General features: G+C 49.1%; 12 protein-coding genes and 1 pseudogene. 2 read left to right on the plus strand and 11 right to left on the minus strand.

What is annotated here, in order from left to right:
- Nucleotides 1-45: 45 nt before the first annotated feature.
- The 7 genes and pseudogenes from OXH18_RS05795 to OXH18_RS05835 all read right to left on the minus strand — a co-directional run bounded on the left by OXH18_RS05795 (nt 46) and on the right by OXH18_RS05835 (nt 8,990).
- Complete coding sequence (locus OXH18_RS05795) at nt 46-1,431, minus strand: UDP-glucose dehydrogenase family protein (RefSeq protein ID WP_268611484.1); 1,386 nt, start codon at nt 1,429-1,431, stop codon at nt 46-48.
- Nucleotides 1,432-1,583: 152 nt separating this feature from the next.
- Nucleotides 1,584-2,558, minus strand: a complete 975-nt coding sequence (locus tag OXH18_RS05800; RefSeq protein WP_268611485.1) for a UDP-glucuronic acid decarboxylase family protein — start codon at nt 2,556-2,558, stop codon at nt 1,584-1,586.
- A 411-nt stretch (nt 2,559-2,969) separates the two neighbouring features.
- Complete coding sequence (gene dprA / locus OXH18_RS05805; protein WP_268611487.1) at nt 2,970-4,151, minus strand: DNA-processing protein DprA; 1,182 nt, start codon at nt 4,149-4,151, stop codon at nt 2,970-2,972.
- Nucleotides 4,152-4,335: 184 nt separating this feature from the next.
- A pseudogene (locus OXH18_RS25290) lies at nt 4,336-5,711 on the minus strand (class I SAM-dependent DNA methyltransferase); the annotation flags it as partial.
- 191 nt (nt 5,712-5,902) lie between these two features.
- Nucleotides 5,903-6,796 (minus strand): ACP S-malonyltransferase, encoded by an 894-nt coding sequence (gene fabD / locus OXH18_RS05825; RefSeq protein ID WP_268611492.1) that lies wholly within the window; start codon nt 6,794-6,796, stop codon nt 5,903-5,905.
- Nucleotides 6,797-6,899: 103 nt separating this feature from the next.
- Nucleotides 6,900-8,396 carry an MBOAT family O-acyltransferase gene (locus OXH18_RS05830; protein WP_268611494.1) on the minus strand — a complete coding sequence of 499 codons (1,497 nt, stop codon included), beginning with the start codon at nt 8,394-8,396 and terminating at the stop codon, nt 6,900-6,902.
- Between the two features lie 42 nt (nt 8,397-8,438).
- Nucleotides 8,439-8,990: a DUF721 domain-containing protein gene (locus tag OXH18_RS05835; RefSeq protein WP_268611495.1), complete on the minus strand. Its 552-nt coding sequence runs from the start codon at nt 8,988-8,990 to the stop codon at nt 8,439-8,441.
- A 317-nt stretch (nt 8,991-9,307) separates the two neighbouring features.
- Between OXH18_RS05835 and OXH18_RS05840 the strand changes: the two genes are divergently transcribed.
- Both OXH18_RS05840 and OXH18_RS05845 read left to right on the plus strand, forming a co-directional pair.
- The gene (locus tag OXH18_RS05840; protein WP_268611496.1) at nt 9,308-10,900 is read left to right on the plus strand and encodes an SPOR domain-containing protein; all 1,593 of its coding nucleotides are present in this window, start codon (nt 9,308-9,310) and stop codon (nt 10,898-10,900) included.
- Nucleotides 10,901-11,025: 125 nt separating this feature from the next.
- A complete protein-coding gene (locus OXH18_RS05845) occupies nt 11,026-11,220 on the plus strand; it encodes an amino acid kinase family protein (RefSeq protein WP_268611497.1) in 195 nt (64 codons plus the stop codon).
- A 311-nt stretch (nt 11,221-11,531) separates the two neighbouring features.
- Here OXH18_RS05845 and OXH18_RS25175 read toward each other — a convergent pair whose 3' ends face one another.
- From OXH18_RS25175 to OXH18_RS05865, 4 genes are all read right to left on the minus strand, one after another.
- Entirely contained in the window at nt 11,532-12,242 is a 711-nt protein-coding gene (locus tag OXH18_RS25175) for an acyltransferase (protein ID WP_290428439.1), read from the minus strand.
- Between the two features lie 991 nt (nt 12,243-13,233).
- On the minus strand, nt 13,234-14,127 hold the full coding sequence (gene cysW, locus OXH18_RS05855; protein WP_268611498.1) for a sulfate ABC transporter permease subunit CysW: 894 nt from the start codon (nt 14,125-14,127) through the stop codon (nt 13,234-13,236).
- The gene (gene cysT, locus OXH18_RS05860) at nt 14,117-14,974 is read right to left on the minus strand and encodes a sulfate ABC transporter permease subunit CysT (protein ID WP_268611499.1); all 858 of its coding nucleotides are present in this window, start codon (nt 14,972-14,974) and stop codon (nt 14,117-14,119) included. Before cysT ends, cysW begins: the two co-directional genes overlap by 11 nt.
- A gap of 208 nt (nt 14,975-15,182) precedes the next feature.
- A complete protein-coding gene (locus tag OXH18_RS05865; protein WP_268611500.1) occupies nt 15,183-16,271 on the minus strand; it encodes a sulfate ABC transporter substrate-binding protein in 1,089 nt (362 codons plus the stop codon).
- Nucleotides 16,272-16,402 lie beyond the last annotated feature (131 nt).

Genomic DNA, 16,402 nt, shown 5'->3' on the forward strand with positions numbered 1-16,402 from the left:
TCACGAGTTAATCTTGCAATAGAAAGAAGCTGCCACTGAGCTTAGTTAGCCGCGCCGACCAATGCCCACATAGCGGAATCCAGCTTTCTCAACCACGTCTTGATCCAAAAAGTTACGACCGTCAATGATGATTGGTGTAGTCATCAACGTCGCCATCTTGGCAAAATCAAGGCTGCGGAATTGTTTCCAATCTGTCACCAACACCAACGCATCACAGCCATCTGCCAACCGCTCTGGGTCAGTTTCTACTAGGACGTTGGACAAGCCGTGCCGCATTCCACTCTGAGATACCAGTGGATCAAACGCTTTCACCTTCGTTCCCAGCCGATGCAGTTGTTCGATGATGTCGAGAGCGGGCGCATCGCGCATGTCATCGGTATCAGGTTTGAAGGTCAAGCCCAATAAACCAACGGTTTTACCCTTGAGGATTTTCAACACTTGTTGCAGTTTTTCCACTGCTAGCAGGCGCTGTCGTTGGTTCACACTGACCGCCGACTTAAGCAACTGCGCTTCATAGCCATAATCGTCAGCAGTGTGAATCAAAGCAGACACATCTTTCGGGAAGCAGGAACCGCCCCAACCAATGCCAGCTTGCAGAAACTTGTTGCCAATGCGCGAGTCCAGACCAATTCCTTTAGCCACTTGCGTCACATCTGCGCCTACCCGATCGCAAATGTTGGCGACTTCGTTGATGAAACTGATTTTGGTGGCCAAAAAGGCGTTGGCAGCGTACTTAATCATCTCAGCTGAGCTTAGGTCAGTCACAAGAACGGGAACCGTTGGCAGGGATTTGTCTTCGGCAAACTCCCGCGACACGATCGGCGCATATAGTTCTTTCATCATCGAGATAGCCCGCTGACCGTTGCTACCGAGCACAATGCGATCGGGGTTGAAGGTATCGTAGATAGCGCAGCCTTCCCGCAGAAATTCAGGATTGCTGACTACATCAAAATCAGCGGTGATTTCGGTAGCCGTTCCACCGCCCGCCGCCACGAGTTCTTTCTGTCGCTCTGCTACACCATCTAGCACCAGCATTCGCACCCAGTCTCCAGAGCCAATGGGCACAGTTGACTTATTGACAATAACTTTGTATCCACCGTTCAGGTGCTCTCCAATGCCGCGTGCCACTGCTTCTACATAGCGAGTGTCGCTTTCTCCCGTTGGTAAAGGAGGAGTGCCTACGGCGATAAACAAGATATCGCCATGGGAGACGCCCGCACCTAAATCGCTTGTGAAGTGAATCCGCTGTGACTGAATGGCTCCTTGCATCAACTCAGACAATCCTGGCTCAAAAATGGGAGACTGCCCAGACTGCATCAGTTTTACTTTCTCTTCGTTGTTATCAACGCAAACAACATCGTGCCCGATGTGAGCCAAACAAACACCTGTTACCAAGCCAACGTATCCAGTACCAATGACACAAACACGCATGGAAATCAGTTCCTTAAACAATGAGAGACAACATGGATTCGTTTCCACCTTCTGTCAAATCATGGTTGAACAGAAGTAGGACGGTTGTGCGAGGAGAGACGGCGGTCATCGTTCGACAATTGTTCTAACACAACTGTATTAAACCCGATCGCCTAAATTTGTAGGGGGGCTTCTGTTTTGTCTTTGTCAGATTGAGCCGCTTCAGTGAGCCGTGCCCGGAAGTCTTCAATCGTACGTTGCAGTCCTTCTTGCAGCGGCACGGTAGGTTGCCAATCTAGATGGGTTTTAGCTCGTGTAATATCGGGTTTACGGCGGCGGGGATCATCTTGGGGCAAGGGCTTAAAGTCGATCGCCACATCCGGGTTAACCATTTGCTGCACCGCTTGAGCCAGTTGCAGAATCGTGTACTCGTCTGGATTGCCTAAATTAACTGGGCCAATAAAGTCGCTGTTCATCAAGCGCATAATACCTTCTACCAAGTCAGAGACGTAGCAGAAGCTGCGGGTTTGAGACCCGTTTCCATAGACGGTCAAGGGTTGCCCGCGTAGCGCTTGCACCACAAAATTGCTGACGACTCGACCGTCGTTTTCCAACATGCGGGGGCCATAGGTATTAAAAATACGGACGATGCGGATGTCCACATCATTTTGACGATGGTAGTCAAACGCCAGGGTTTCTGCTACTCGTTTGCCTTCGTCATAGCAACTGCGAATGCCGATCGGGTTGACATTGCCGCGATATTCTTCGGTTTGAGGGTGCATTTCTGGATCGCCATACACTTCCGAGGTCGAAGCCAGCAGAAATCTAGCTTTCACCCGTTTAGCTAATCCCAGCATATTTAACGTACCCATGACGTTGGTTTTGATGGTTTTAACGGGGTTGTACTGGTAGTGCACAGGCGAAGCTGGACAAGCCAAATGATAAATTTGATCGACTTCTAAGCGAATGGGTTCGGTGACATCGTGCCGAATCAGTTCAAAGTTGGGATGATTAAACCATTTGAGAATATTGCGCTTATGTCCGGTGTAGAAGTTGTCGAGGCAAAGAACGTCATGGCCTTGCTCCATTAACCGATCGATAAGGTGAGATCCAATAAAGCCGGCGCCACCTGTGACTAAAATTCGCATAGTATTGGTTACTCTGTATACTCCAAGAATGTTCGGCAGACCGACAACGTCGATCTTTAGGGTTCCCTCTAGATTCAGGGTTCCCTCTAGATTCCAAATTCCTCGCACATTGCCAGAATCTTAAATTGATCTGAAGTTTGGCTAGGTTCGCCCTTTACGTTTACCAAATCTTTACCTGCTAAAACACTAGCAATCTGGACGACTGCTTATTTTGCAACCGCATATTCACGGAACTTTTAATATCCGCTTTAGTGGGTCAGGGCAGTCCAATCGAGCTTTTGTTCGCAAACTTCATCATCGTTGTGATAACACAGAACTTAATTTTTTGAAAGATTTAGAAAGATTTTTTAGTGAGAGAAAACTCACAATTTTTTTACAATGGCGGGTGGACCGGACTAGAACATAACCTGGCTAGAAATCGTCTTGAACGTTCGATCGCAATCTCCGCTGATATTGCATTCCTGGCAACATTGAAGCTAAATCCATCAGTTCAAGTTGAGACAGGACACTAAGCACGGTTCCAGCATCTAATCCGGTTTGTTCGACTAGCCAATCAACCGTGACTGGCTCTAGGGGCATGGACTGCAACACCTGCCGTAATTCTGGTGCAAGCTCAAGCCCAACCAAACTCTCTTCGGCAAACATAGTCAGTTGCGTTGAAGAGGATGGGGCAAGCGACACCGACGAGGCAAGGGGCGGCAAGTTTGGTAACAGTCCTAGCCCATTTAATAGCTCTTGTTCGCCTAGAATGACCTGAGCACCTTGGTTAAGCAGTTCTAAACAGCCTTTAGAACGAGAATTATCGAGTGAACCAGGCAAAACGTAGACCTCGCGTCCATAGTCATTGGCAAACCGAGCCGTGATCAGGGCCCCCGATCGTTCAGGTGCTTCAACAATTAGGGTCGCTCGGCATAATCCAGCAATAATTCGGTTGCGACGCGGAAAGTGAGAGCGATCGGGTTGTGTTCCGGCTGGATGCTCACTCAATAGCAACCCCTGCGAGACAATTTGTTCCGCGAGCTTGTGGTTAAACCAAGGATAGATCACATCTACACCCGTGCCTAATACGGCGATCGTCCGTCCCGCGGTCGCTAGGCAGGTATGATGGGCTTCCGTATCGACCCCTGCTGCTAAGCCGGACACAACGGTGAATCCAGCTTTGGTTAACGTGGCACTGAGTTTGCGCGTCCACCGTCTACCATAGTCTGAGGGTTTGCGCGTTCCCACGATTGCAATAGCCGGTAACAGTCCTTGATTTTCTGGGGGACTGACTCGACCGCGGAAGTAGAGAACGGGAGGCGGATCAGGAATTTCCCGCAGTAGCCGAGGATAATCTGGATCAGACAACGTCCAAAAGTTAGGGTTTGTAGTTTGATGCTGCTCCAAAAGCTCAACTGGATCTAGATTGCGCCGCTCAGCGACAATCGTTTCGGCTATTTGCCGCCCAACCCCGTCTACGGTCGCAAGCTCTGTTAACCCTGCATCCCAAGCTGCTTCAAGCGTACCAAAATGTTGGTGAAGGCGGCGAATGAGAATGGCCCCAATTCCAGGAATTTGCGACCAAGCAAGCCAGAAAGCCCGCTCTTGTGCCAATGATGTCTCCCTAGTAGAAAATAAACGCTTTGCTGAGAGTGTTTAGCCGGATGGATGAACGAAGAATCAAATCGAGATCTTGATCTACAGGATTCCCTGATTTTTCGACTAATATTGCAGATCGATTGAGATGAGCCGTCGCAGATTACTCTAGATGCTCACAGATAACCTCTCACGTCTTAAAGGCTTCAGAACTATCTTCATCAGCAACCCAAATACAGTATCGAACATCTCCACGAATGTATTCACTTGAACCATATGCACGTTTGATGAACTTATTAGCTGCTGGGTATTTCTGAGTAAGGTGGTGTGCTTCACTGCTACTAAATTAAGAGATTTCCACCTTCGACTGGCTTCCCACCTGCCTCAACTGGAAATCTGCCATCATCTGGTAATAAGCATTTTTCAATAACAACATTAGCTCCAGCCACCAAATACGCATTGATATTCTCAACTTCCTTAACAACCGTTTCCCCAGTCTCTTCCACCGCAAACAACCGCCGTACTTTCCCCATGTGATCCGAGATGCCCACAATCACCACCGTGACCCCGGCATTATGACTCGCCAGATTCGCCCACTTAAAGCTGGTATGGGCAAAGGCAATCTCATGCCCTGTGACAAAAATCAAGGGCCACAAAATCGGCACCTGCTGCCCCTGACAAATCGAATTCGTTGCCACAAATGCGGCTGCCGATGGGGTCTGGGTGTCGTAATCCGCCGCCTTCATGAACCAACCGGCCACATAATCCAGCGACTTCCAGGTTTTCGTTCGTCCCCCAGATACCAGCTTCGAATCATCCTTTTGCTCTGCCGATTGCCAGGTCGAACCCAAATAGGGTGGATTGCCGCAAATATAGGTTTCGCCCCCTCGTTTTCAAAATCAATCTCCGTCTGCTCCAAGGGTGTACTAAACAAATCATCAGCCACTAGCTTCACCCCCGTCCCCGTCGGTGGACACAAACTCAACCAATTCAACCGCAGGGCATTGCCACAGGTAATCCAGTTCTCATTCTTCAGGGGCAAAAACTCCGCCAACGCCAACCGCTGCCCCCGGTACAGCACATCGCACTGATACTCGGCAATGATCAACGCCAAGCGGGCAATCTCACAAGCAAAGTGGCGAATTTCAATGCCGCGAAAGTTAGTGAGGGGAATCTCGGAACGGCGATCGGGTTCTCCCCGGCGGCGGTTGATTTCGGCTTCAATGGCCCGCAGTTCCTTGTAGGCAATCACCAAAAAATTGCCCGACACACAGTCCGGGTCAAAGACGCGAATCCGAGCCAGCCGTTGCCGCAGGTTCAGTAGCTTGCGTGGGTTGTGTCTCCGGCAGCTTCTAGCTGTGCCCGCAGATCGTCCAAAAACAATGGATTCAACACCTTGAGGATGTTGGGCACGCTGGTGTAGTGCATCCCCAACGCGCCGCGTTCCTCATCTTCGGCAATGGACTGAATCATCGAGCCGAAAATATCCGAGTTGATCTGTTTCCAGTCCAGGTTGCCAATGTGGAGCAGGTACGATCGGGCGATTTTGCTAAAGCGAGGGACTTCCACACCCCCAGCCCCTCGCCCTCTCGGGGCGAGGGGAGCCGAACCTTCTGATCCCCCTTCTCCTGGCTTGGGAGTAGACCGAAGGGCGCGCGAAGCAGGGGTTAGGGGATGAGGGCTAGCCTGCCGAATTATGGATAATGCTTCCTCTACATCCCTTTCCACCAACTCACTGCTGACAAGAACCACCCTCAACCCCAGCGATTTCAACTATCTTCCCTTCCCGGTATTTCCGCTAGGCTACTCACGTTTTCTAACGCGATATCGGGGCAGGTGCGTCTGATGATGCCTGTGAGGACTTTGCCTGGGCCAATTTCGATAATGCGATCGATGCCTTTGTCAGCCAATTGCAGGGTGATTTCGCGCCAGCGCACCGATCCTGTCATTTGGCGAATCAATCGATCTTTGAGCACAATACCTTCGGTGACGGGAGTGGGATCAACATTAGATAGAATGGGTACGTGAGCCGCTCGAAAGGTAATAGCTTCTAGCGCTTGTTGAAATTCTGTCGCCGCTGCGGACATCAGTGGAGAGTGAAACGCGCCACTGACGTTGAGCTTCACGGCCCGTCTGGATTTAACATTAGCCAAGACAGATTCCACCGCTGCCTCGGTTCCCGAAATCACCACCTGTCCGGCATTATTGTCGTTTGCCAATACCACGTCTGGAGTTTGGGAAATTTGTTGCTCTAGCTGGTCGCGATCGAACCCCAACAGAGCCGCCATGATCCCTTCCGAGGCAGCATCCATCAACTCGGCCCGACGTTTCACCAGCCGCAGTCCAGTTTCAAAATCAAATACTTTAGCAGCATAGAGCGCCACAAATTCACCTAAACTATGCCCTGTCATTAATTCAGGACGTTGCCCTTGCTCCCACATCAGATCAGCTAAGATGCTTTCGATCACATACAGACAAGGCTGGGTGTAGAGGGTTTTGGAGACCTTATCGCCTTCGTCTTGGCAAACCGCCGGCACAGACCAGCCCAATATTTGTTCAGCTTGCTCAAACTTGGATTGGGCTTCAGGGAATTCATACAGATCAGCACCCATACCGATTGCCTGCGAACCTTGTCCTGGAAACACCCATGCCGTCTTAGTCATAGCAATTGCAGAAATAAGGGTATACAGCTTTGTAGCCAGACCTACATTTTACGGCACTAGCAACCAGCCCTATGCGAAAAATAGCCTTTCCTTGATAGCAACTCTAGAAATCAAAGTAAATATAGGGTGGGGCTTCGTTGGGAGCTAGTAGCCAAGCGGCAAACAAACAAATGGGAATCAGCAGCATCTTGATCGATAGGTGCAGTTGTAGCTTCAGATGCCGGTGGATAAAGTAAGCGATCGTCATAGCGACCAGGAGCAGCCCCAACAACAACGCCAAGTGCAGGCGATCGGTTTGCAGCGTCTCCACATAAACCTTTTGCGCAAATTGCACATCGGCGGTGTGCCCAAACAAGCGTTGCACCACGCGCCCAGACTCGCGCAGATCGGGTAGGCGAAAGAAGATCCAAGTGGTGAACACCATCGCTTGGGTCAACATCCACGCCAGCAACACACCAGGGACAGAATGCCACCACCCCTGTAAAAGTTGCCACCGTTTAGACAAGGCATCCGTGAGGCGATGTAGAACCATCGCCAGTCCATGCAACCCACCCCAAACCACAAACCCCCACGCTGCTCCATGCCAAATACCGGTAATTAACATAACAATGAGCAAATTGAGACACGTGCGCAACAGCCCTTGGCGCGACCCTCCCAATGGAAAATAGAGATAATTACGAATCCACTCGCCCAAAGTCATATGCCAGCGTCGCCAAAAATCGGCAATGTTGGTACAAAGGTAGGGGAAGTTAAAGTTTTGCGGCAAGTCAAACCCCAACAACAAAGCACTCCCTCTTGCTACATCTACATAGCCACTGAAATCTAGGTAAAGCTGAAAGCCATAGGCAAAGGTCGCTAGCCACAGATCCCCACTGCCAGCCCGCTCCACATTTCCAAAAATTAAATCCACGACCGTTCCCAGATGATCGGCAATCAGCAGCTTTTTTACTGCTCCGCACGCAATCAGCCACAGTCCCTCGGTGAGTTGACTCGCGGCGGGAAACTTCAACGTTTGGATTTGCGTGGCAAAGGGATGAAAGCGGGTGATAGGCCCTGAAATGAGTTTGGGAAAGAACAGCTTATAGGCAGAAAATCTTAGGAAGCTTTTCGTGGCGGGTGCACCGCGATACACGTCTACTAGGTAGGCAATGCACTCAAAACTAAAGAAACTTAGCCCTAGTGGCGCGATAATGTTGGCGCGAATCCAGTCGGCATGAGTTTCGGCCAGTGTCCACTGCAAGCCGCCGCCGATCGTCTCTAACAAAAACGGTACGTACTTAAAGCCAACCAACAGCAGCAGGTTGAGAATAATTCCTACCCACAACAACTTCAACCGCCGCCGATCCCAATCTTGTTGAGCAAACTGCCAGCGATCGTTCTCAATGCGCCAATCCATGGGTGCACCGATCGCCCGCCCCACATAGTATGTCACCAAAGTGATCATCATCAGCATCGGCACATACTGAATTTGCAGCGAACTGTAGAACACCAAACTGGCAATGACCAGCACCCATAGTCGCAGCGATCGTCCTTCGACCGACCAATAGATGCCGAGAATACTGATGAGGAATAATCCGTAGACAATCGACAGAAAATTCATAGTGGGGAGTGAGGAATGGGAAGTCGGGGGTCGGGTTAGGGTTTATCCTTTCTTCTTAACGGCACAAACGGCGCAAACTGACCAGCGTTGCAATTCTCCGGGGGGGGTGGGGCATTGGCAGCGAGGGCAAGTGGGCAAATGGCGCGAGCGATCGCGAACGATAGCAGACCAACGTTGAAAAGCGGTTTGTGGGTCACAGATAGAGGGGGACAGGGAAACGGGGTGTACCGAGGCGATCGAAATTCGACTGGGATGCTCCTGCCATAGGATAGAAGATTCTGAACTGGTTGTGTAGGTTTCTCGTCGCCAGCAGGCCGTGGAGAATCGAATATCGGTAATTTGATAGGAAAGACGAGTATTCAGCTTTTCTAAAATCCGCTGCCGTTCAAATGCCAGGTTCTGGGCCCATACCGCGCTAGAGGTTGCCACTTGAAGAACTTGGCGTTGAATACTAACTGGCTGAGTTTGAGCCGCCACCACACTACCGACAACATCACTCCAACACTGCAAAAGCTGGCGAAACTGTTTACGCTTCTGCCAATGGTTGTGGTCTTCAAAGCCACCGAGAACTTGCTGAAGGGACGAGAAGGGCATAGAGCAAAAGCAAGAATCAAGATAAGTCAGGTTTAAGGATATAGCTTTAAACCAAAAAAATAGGCTGAGTATAGAGTCTAGAAGAAAGTTTTTTTGAAATTGACGCTACATATAATCACATCTGAGCTATTGTATGGTTGCCTATTCAAATTCTCGCCAGACTTTACCAATGAGGAGATGGCTACGGTTTAGGTTAGCGGAAGCTTTACCTAAATAGTTCCCCTTCATCAATAAATCTTCAATCAATGCATTGATCACGTCTTTACTGACATCACACTGACATCACCTCGCCGCATCGATTAGCAGGAGTTCTGAAAATGTCGAAAGGTTCCTCCACTCTTTTCTCTCAAACCGCCACGGCTAATCTGGCTTGGGTTGGTCTGCATCCAGTCCTGCAAGCAGCATTAGACAGTTTGGATATTGAACTAAACGAGGAGTTAATTCGCTATCGCCGGCAACGCTATCGTCAAGCTAGACAGGCAGAACCAGAGCAGATTCCTGTTTGGCAACCGCCGATCGTCTCTGCGCAGACACCCCCTCAGTCTCGATCGCTTCAGCTTCCCTTTACCCGTGGCACGTCGGTGCAGAATGTCATGAGTCGTTTGCAGCAGACAGCTACACTAGATGAGTTAGATCTAGAAGATGATTTAAATGCTCAGGTTTCTAACGATGGTGTCCGCAGTTCTGTTACTGCGAATCCTGTGCCGGAACCACCTGAATCGATCGCCCCGCAGTCAATGGAACTGCCAGAAGCGTTGGCAGCGGGGTTATCTCAGCATTCGACAACGCCTCAAGGCACAACCTTTCAACCGGAAACCCCTCCAACTGACGTACCCTTGGCGGCGGCTTCATTTGATTCCGTTGATCCCGACTGGGAAGAGTTAATCCAAGCAGCGGCAAATCCAAACCCAGTCAATGTGGCACCAGCATCAGAGTTTGAATCGACATTTAATTCCGACGATTTTGAGGCCGGCTTTAATTCAACAGCAGAGGATTATTTACGATCGAATGAAGAATTACTGAGAAGCATTGTCGAAGAATCGGCTCAGCAACAATCTCGCCAGGAAGCAAATTTACTCGATTCATTATTAACTCCGCTTGGTGTTGGGTCTATGGCGCTGGTGCTGCTTTCAAGTGCCACCTTGGGTTACGTCATTATGCATCCGTCTAGTCTCGATTTCCTGTGGTCGTCTAAGCCAGCTAGCCAGTCCGATCGGATGAGCAGTGGTTCGGAGCCGTTTGCTTCACCGCTGATTCCTGACTCGCCCAATCTAGCGGCCGACGAGTTTGTTGATTTGAATGTGAACAACCTCAGCACTCTTCCTAGCCATCAAGAACACCGATCGCCATTGCCGCCTACAACAAATTCTGGGCATTCTGTCCTAACTCCTACCGTTGCTCCCCCGCCAACGACACTAGATTCTGCTCCTGTTGCCCCAAATTCGGGGTTGGAATCCCCTACTGAGTCTGCCCCGGCAGGTATCTCTGAATCCTTGCCATTGATAGAGTCTGCCCCTGCATCTGCACCTATCTATGTTGCACCTGAGCCGCCGATCGTAGAATCCGCGAACTCCACTGCCCCGATTGCGGTATCGCCACCCGCCTTGCCGACTCCGACTGACACTAGAGATCCGGATGTCGCTACAGCCCCCGCCTATCAACATTCGATCGATTCATCAGGAACTGGAGCGACATCAGCCCAATCTGCTGGAATCTATTATGTTGTCGCCCCTTACAGCGGCGATTCCAGTTTGCAGCAGGCTCGTGAAGCTGTGCCCGATGCCTATGTACGCAATTTTGCGGCAGGGGCCAGTGTGCAGCTTGGCGTTTTCAATAATCAAGAGAATGCTCAAGAGTTGCTGCAACAGCTTGCAGCGGAAGGAATTTCAGCAGAAATTTATCAACCATAACTGAGGCGATTGATGGTTTGATCACGAGCGCCTTGAAACCGATCGCTTAAACCACCAGATACATTCTCAAGCTGCTCGTCCGTTTTTGGTTGCTCTTGTCCACTCATCGGTTCATATCCTCAGATGTGCTGGATTTACTGCACAGTGTTATGGAGCGATTGGGCTATGGGGCACGCAACAGTACCCATCCACGGGGGATGACTTCAAAAGACACTGATGAAGACGAATTGAATCTAGATGAGTTGCACCAAATGTCTCAAGGAGCCAACCGCTTTACCTGGCTGTTAAAACGCTTAGGAATTGGCAGCAGTCGAATGTAGCACCATGGACGATCGCATAATCAGGTCTCGCATTCAGATACCACAACTAGCACAAACAGACCATATCTTTAGACTCTCATTTACGGGTAGAGCGATAGCGAATGATTCTAAGAGCAGCAATTTTCGTCAAGAGTCGCTGGAACAGATCTCTTCTCCTGAGCAACTTGCTCAACTGATGCAAGTTGTTAGTGCAAAAAGTTGGATTCCATTAGCCAAACTCAGTATTTTAGTGGGTTTGGCATTAATTTGGAGTGTCGTAGGCTGCATTTCCATCACGGTAACTTGCCAATCACTCTGTTCCTTTTACTTCCCTAAACCTCCATCTCTACACCAACTGAGGCTTGAAAGCGTTGCCTAGCGCCTCGTTTAGAAACGACTTTAGCGGGAACCCCCACCGCCACAGAATAGGGAGGAATATCTTTTGTTACGACAGCCCCGGCTCCAATGACACTTCCTTCACCAATCGTCACACCGTCCAGGACACGAACTCCTGATCCCAGCCAGCAATCATCCTCGATGACAATACCTTCACAGCGAACTCCTTGTTGATTGATAGGACGGGTAGGATTATCAAAAATATGATTGTTAGCATAAATGCCGCTACCGGAAGCAATCAAACAGTTTTGACCGATGTGAATATTACCGGGACCTGCCATGCAGACATAGGGCCCAATATAGGTATGCTTGCCAATAGTAATCGTGCCGCCGATCGCTTGAATGTGAACGCCTTGATCTAGCCTGACCTTATCGTGAAGAATCAGCTTACTGCCAGCGTCCCAGCAGTTAAGTAACGCATGACGGCAAATGCTGACTCCATACCCCAGTTCAATCGACTGTGCACACACCAGTTGCACCGCAGGCTCGATGTCTACGTCTCGATCTAACTTGCCTAGAATCAGACGATAGAATTGCTGCCGCAGGTTTTTGCCGATCGACAGCGGAATCGCCCCAAACAAAGCCATTAAAATGGCGGTCTTTTGCTGACGATGAATCAAGTTGGAGTAATCCAGAGATAATGCCATGATATAGGCCTCCGTTAAACGCTAAAATTCGGAATTCAAATCGAAGTAATCAATGAAAATTTGACTGCTATTTGGATGAAGCAGTGAAGATTTTTATGATCTTTCCGTCAATATTGAATGACACAGAAAATGGCTGAAACCATTGACGCAAAACTTTGCTAGCGCTGAATAGCAAGCGTAGATTAGAGCATGTTTCCAAACAACCTATCTAACAAAGCTGTAGATATGCTTATGAAGCAAAGAACAACAGAGAAGGAATAGAAAACAGTTCTTCCGTTAACCTTTAATGCTTCTAATGCTTCCAGCAAGCTTTGATCAGATGATTTATCAGAAATAGCCCCTTCGAGTGCAAGAAGACGTATCATTGAAGAACACTTTCTGTCATGCAGCAGTGTAGGGCGAAAGCTCAATTGATAGAAACCCAGGCGAAAGCTGCATCGAATTGATTCTTCTAAAACCCAAGTATCGTTGGGTTATTGAAAAAATACTTTGAACTTCCTGAATATTTGAAAATCTAGGCTGATATTCCGTTGTTCACGGGGGAGTTAACCCACCAGGAATTCTAACAGCATAGACCGTCTGTAGTACCAACTTGTACACTGCCAAAAGCTTTCCTTTCAACAAAGGCTGATGAGCTAGAACCAGGAAAATCGATTGGATAGAATTTTGTTTAGGCATGATCAATCGTCCTTGGCTACGCTATTGTGCAGTGTTATTTTATAGGCAATGTAAGCAATCGTTAGCTTTGTAGAAGCTGAAAATGTTTTATTGATTATAGAGTAACACTTGAAAACTCTAGTGTGATTTCAACTTCGATTTTTGATTCAAGCTTTACGTGAATTCACGAGTGACTTCAAGAAACCTTTAAAGTTCTGCGATTCATTGAAGGGTAAATTGAGAATAAAGTGACGTAGCTTTACTTTTTTTAAAATCTATGTTTACAAAAAGACCAACTTAGGCAGTCGGTCTTTGTTAATAATTCACCGGAGTATTACTGACTCGATCGATGAGTCGTCTTTCGTTCCAACAGTGCTTTACCCACTAACGTAACGACTGCCAAACAGGCGAGTAGCACCGCAGCAGTATAGGCAGACTGAGTGTGGTACTGCTTGTAGGCTTCTTCAACATACAGAGGCAACGTTTGAGTTCGACCCATAATGCTGCCGGATACGACCGCCACGGCCCCAAACTCCCCCATGGCTCTAGCGTTGGTCAAAATCACTCCGTACAACAAGCCCCAGCGAATCGAGGGCAACGTGACGCGCCAAAAGGTTTGCCACTCGGAAGCGCCCAGTGTTTTTGCGGCTTCTTCTTGATCCGCTCCCATCTCTTCCAGGACTGGAATCACCTCTCGTGCCACAAACGGCATTGACACAAACGCTGTTGCCAGCACCATTCCCGGTACTGCAAAGATGATTTTGACATCGATCGCATTCAGCAAGGGCCCGAACCAGCCATTCCGACCATACAGCAACACTAACATCAAACCCGCCACGACTGGAGACACCGAAAAGGGCAAATCAATGATGCTAATCAACAACGCGCGTCCGGGAAATTTGTTGCGGGCAATCACCCAAGCCGCACATAAGCCAAACACGGTATTCAGCGGCACAGCAATGACCGCCATCAAGAGCGTCAACTTGACGGCGTTGAGAAACGCGCGGCTCTTGAAAGTTGAAAAAAATCCATCGAGTCCACCACTAAAAGCTTGTACGAACACATTCAGCGCGGGAATAAATAAAATCAATCCCAGAAATATAAACGTGAATGCGATTAACGCCACTTTCACCCAACAGTGCGATTGAGATTTAGCAGCCGATGGAGGCAGGGAAGTGTAAGAACGTTGCCCCACAGTGACCGTATCCCTAACCGTATCAAGTGTCATACCGTCTTCCCCACGCTTGTAATAGATTGATCGCAAATAACATCACCAACGAAACCAGTAGCATGACCATGCCAATCACCGTGGCTCCTGCATAGTCGTACTGTTCTAAGCGCTGAAAAATTAACACTGGAGCAATCAGATCCTGAAATGGAATATTCGAGGCCACAATCACGATCGAGCCATATTCCCCCACCGCACGGGCAAATCCCAACGCCACGCCTGTCAGCACTGCTGGCATCAGAGGAGGTAACAACACCCGCCAAAAGGTTTGCCAACTCGACGCCCCCAGCGACCAAGCCGCCTCTTCAATTTCCGGCTCCACTTCTTGAAGCACTGGCTGCACCGTTCGCACAATGAATGGCAGTGAAATAAACACCATCGCCACGAACACTCCCAAGCGCGTAAAGGCAATCTTGATACCAAGGGGAGCAACCAACGATCCAATCCAGCCATTTTCGCTGTAGACAGTGGCCAACGTTAGACCAGCCACGGCAGTGGGTAACGCAAACGGTAGATCGATCGCCGCATCGACAAGGCGCTTGAGGGGAAACGTGTAGCGCACTAAGACCCAGGCGATGATTAGTCCTGCGAATCCATCCACGATTGCAGCAGCTAATGCTGTAGTGAACGTGACATCATAGGCAGACAACGCGGTTGGACTAGTGGCAATTCGCCAAATATCGGGCCAACTAAGCGTAAAAGCTTTCAGAAACAGAGCGATCGTGGGAACCAATAGCATCACAAACAGATATCCAAGCGTGATACTCCAGGGAATCGAAGGACGAGAAAAGCGGCGCGATTGTTTTTTGGGTGCAACTCCTGTTCGAGTCGTCAGGGGTGTTACCATCTCTCACCTTAAACGTTAAAAGTAATTGCAGATAAGTGTGAAATCGTTAGTGCGAAACTAATTCGGACTGTTTTAGAATCAGATTCTTCTAAACTAGGTGATTAAAAAGATAATCTTCTTGGAAACTTGAAACACGTTGTCTGTCCTATCACTCTAAATTCAGGAGAATCTGAAACGAACCTGAATGATCTGTATTTCTACACAAACGCTAGGCGGCTCCTACCTTAGCCAAAATCTCATCAAACTTCGCTCCATCGTCGAAAAACCGCGTTTGCACCTCGTCCCAACCGCCCATGTCTTGTACCGTGAACAGCTTGTTTACTTTGGGGTACTGGTCGGCAAACTGCTGGGCGATCGTCTCATCCACCGGACGGAATCCCACCTTGGCAAATTCTTCTTGGGCTTCGGGAGTAAACAGAAACGCTACAAACGCTTCTGCCACTTCCCGAGTGCCGTGCTTATCAACATTGGCATCAACAACGGCGACTGGATTGTCGATCGAAATATTCACATCAGTGGGCACCATAAAGGGCAATCCTTCCCCCTTCTGTTTGGCTAAAATTGCTTCATTCTCATAGTTAATCAACACATCGCCCTGGCCTTGCTTAAAGAACACATCAGTCGCTTCTCGCGCATCTTTGGGTAGGACTGGCACATTCTCAAACACCTGCGTGGTAAATGCCTCAGCTTGGACATCATCCCCTCCATTTTCAGTCACCGATCCCCACAGCGCCATAAAGTTCCAGCGTGCCCCGCCAGAGGTTTTTGGATTGGCGGTCACTACCTGTACATCATCTTGAGCCAGATCTTGCCAGCCCTGAATGCCCTTGGGGTTGCCTTCGCGCGTCACCAGCACCGCCACCGACTTATGGACAATACTGTCGTTGGGCAATTCCTTCTCCCATCCAGTTTCAATCAGTCCGGCATCTTCAATCTTCTTGGTATCCAGCGCCAGCGCCAGCGCCACCACATCAGCTTCCAGCCCGTCAATGACTGCCCGCGTTTGCGAACCGGACCCTCCATAGCTTTGGTCAAACACAACCTCTTGGTTATGGTCTGCTTGCCACTTCTGAGCGAACTTAGGAATGATTTGCTCGTAGGCCGCTTGGGTAACAGCATACGAAACTAGCGTCAGGTTGACCGTTTCTCCTTGAGCTGGGCTAGCGGCATCACCCGATGAGGCAGTATCCGCAGGAGCGGTGTTGCAGCCTGCCAAAGCAAAGCACAATCCTAAGCCAACCAGAAATAATGAGAAAAATCCTTTGACCGATCGCAAACGAAACCTGAATCTACGCATTTTACGCATTTACCGTTGCCTCACAGTTTGAAAACTCTGCCGTGAATTTACCCAAAACCAGCGGAGTCGTCAGATTATCAAAATTACAAAAAATTGATCGACTTACCGATGATTGCAACTATAATACTCGA

Origin of the sequence: Thermocoleostomius sinensis A174, from assembly GCF_026802175.1 — a bacterium.
Classification (GTDB): domain Bacteria; phylum Cyanobacteriota; class Cyanobacteriia; order Elainellales; family Elainellaceae; genus Thermocoleostomius; species Thermocoleostomius sinensis.

What these genes read in the sequence shown, in the direction of transcription:
- OXH18_RS05865 (WP_268611500.1), bottom strand. Translation starts at nt 16,271, where the DNA reads ATGCGTAGATTCAGGTTTCGTTTGCGATCGGTCAAAGGATTTTTCTCA.
- cysT (WP_268611499.1), bottom strand. Translation starts at nt 14,974, where the DNA reads ATGGTAACACCCCTGACGACTCGAACAGGAGTTGCACCCAAAAAACAA.
- OXH18_RS05800 (WP_268611485.1), bottom strand. Translation starts at nt 2,558, where the DNA reads ATGCGAATTTTAGTCACAGGTGGCGCCGGCTTTATTGGATCTCACCTT.
- OXH18_RS25175 (WP_290428439.1), bottom strand. Translation starts at nt 12,242, where the DNA reads ATGGCATTATCTCTGGATTACTCCAACTTGATTCATCGTCAGCAAAAG.
- OXH18_RS05830 (WP_268611494.1), bottom strand. Translation starts at nt 8,396, where the DNA reads ATGAATTTTCTGTCGATTGTCTACGGATTATTCCTCATCAGTATTCTC.
- cysW (WP_268611498.1), bottom strand. Translation starts at nt 14,127, where the DNA reads ATGACACTTGATACGGTTAGGGATACGGTCACTGTGGGGCAACGTTCT.
- OXH18_RS05795 (WP_268611484.1), bottom strand. Translation starts at nt 1,431, where the DNA reads ATGCGTGTTTGTGTCATTGGTACTGGATACGTTGGCTTGGTAACAGGT.
- fabD (WP_268611492.1), bottom strand. Translation starts at nt 6,796, where the DNA reads ATGACTAAGACGGCATGGGTGTTTCCAGGACAAGGTTCGCAGGCAATC.
- OXH18_RS05840 (WP_268611496.1), top strand. Translation starts at nt 9,308, where the DNA reads ATGTCGAAAGGTTCCTCCACTCTTTTCTCTCAAACCGCCACGGCTAAT.
- OXH18_RS05835 (WP_268611495.1), bottom strand. Translation starts at nt 8,990, where the DNA reads ATGCCCTTCTCGTCCCTTCAGCAAGTTCTCGGTGGCTTTGAAGACCAC.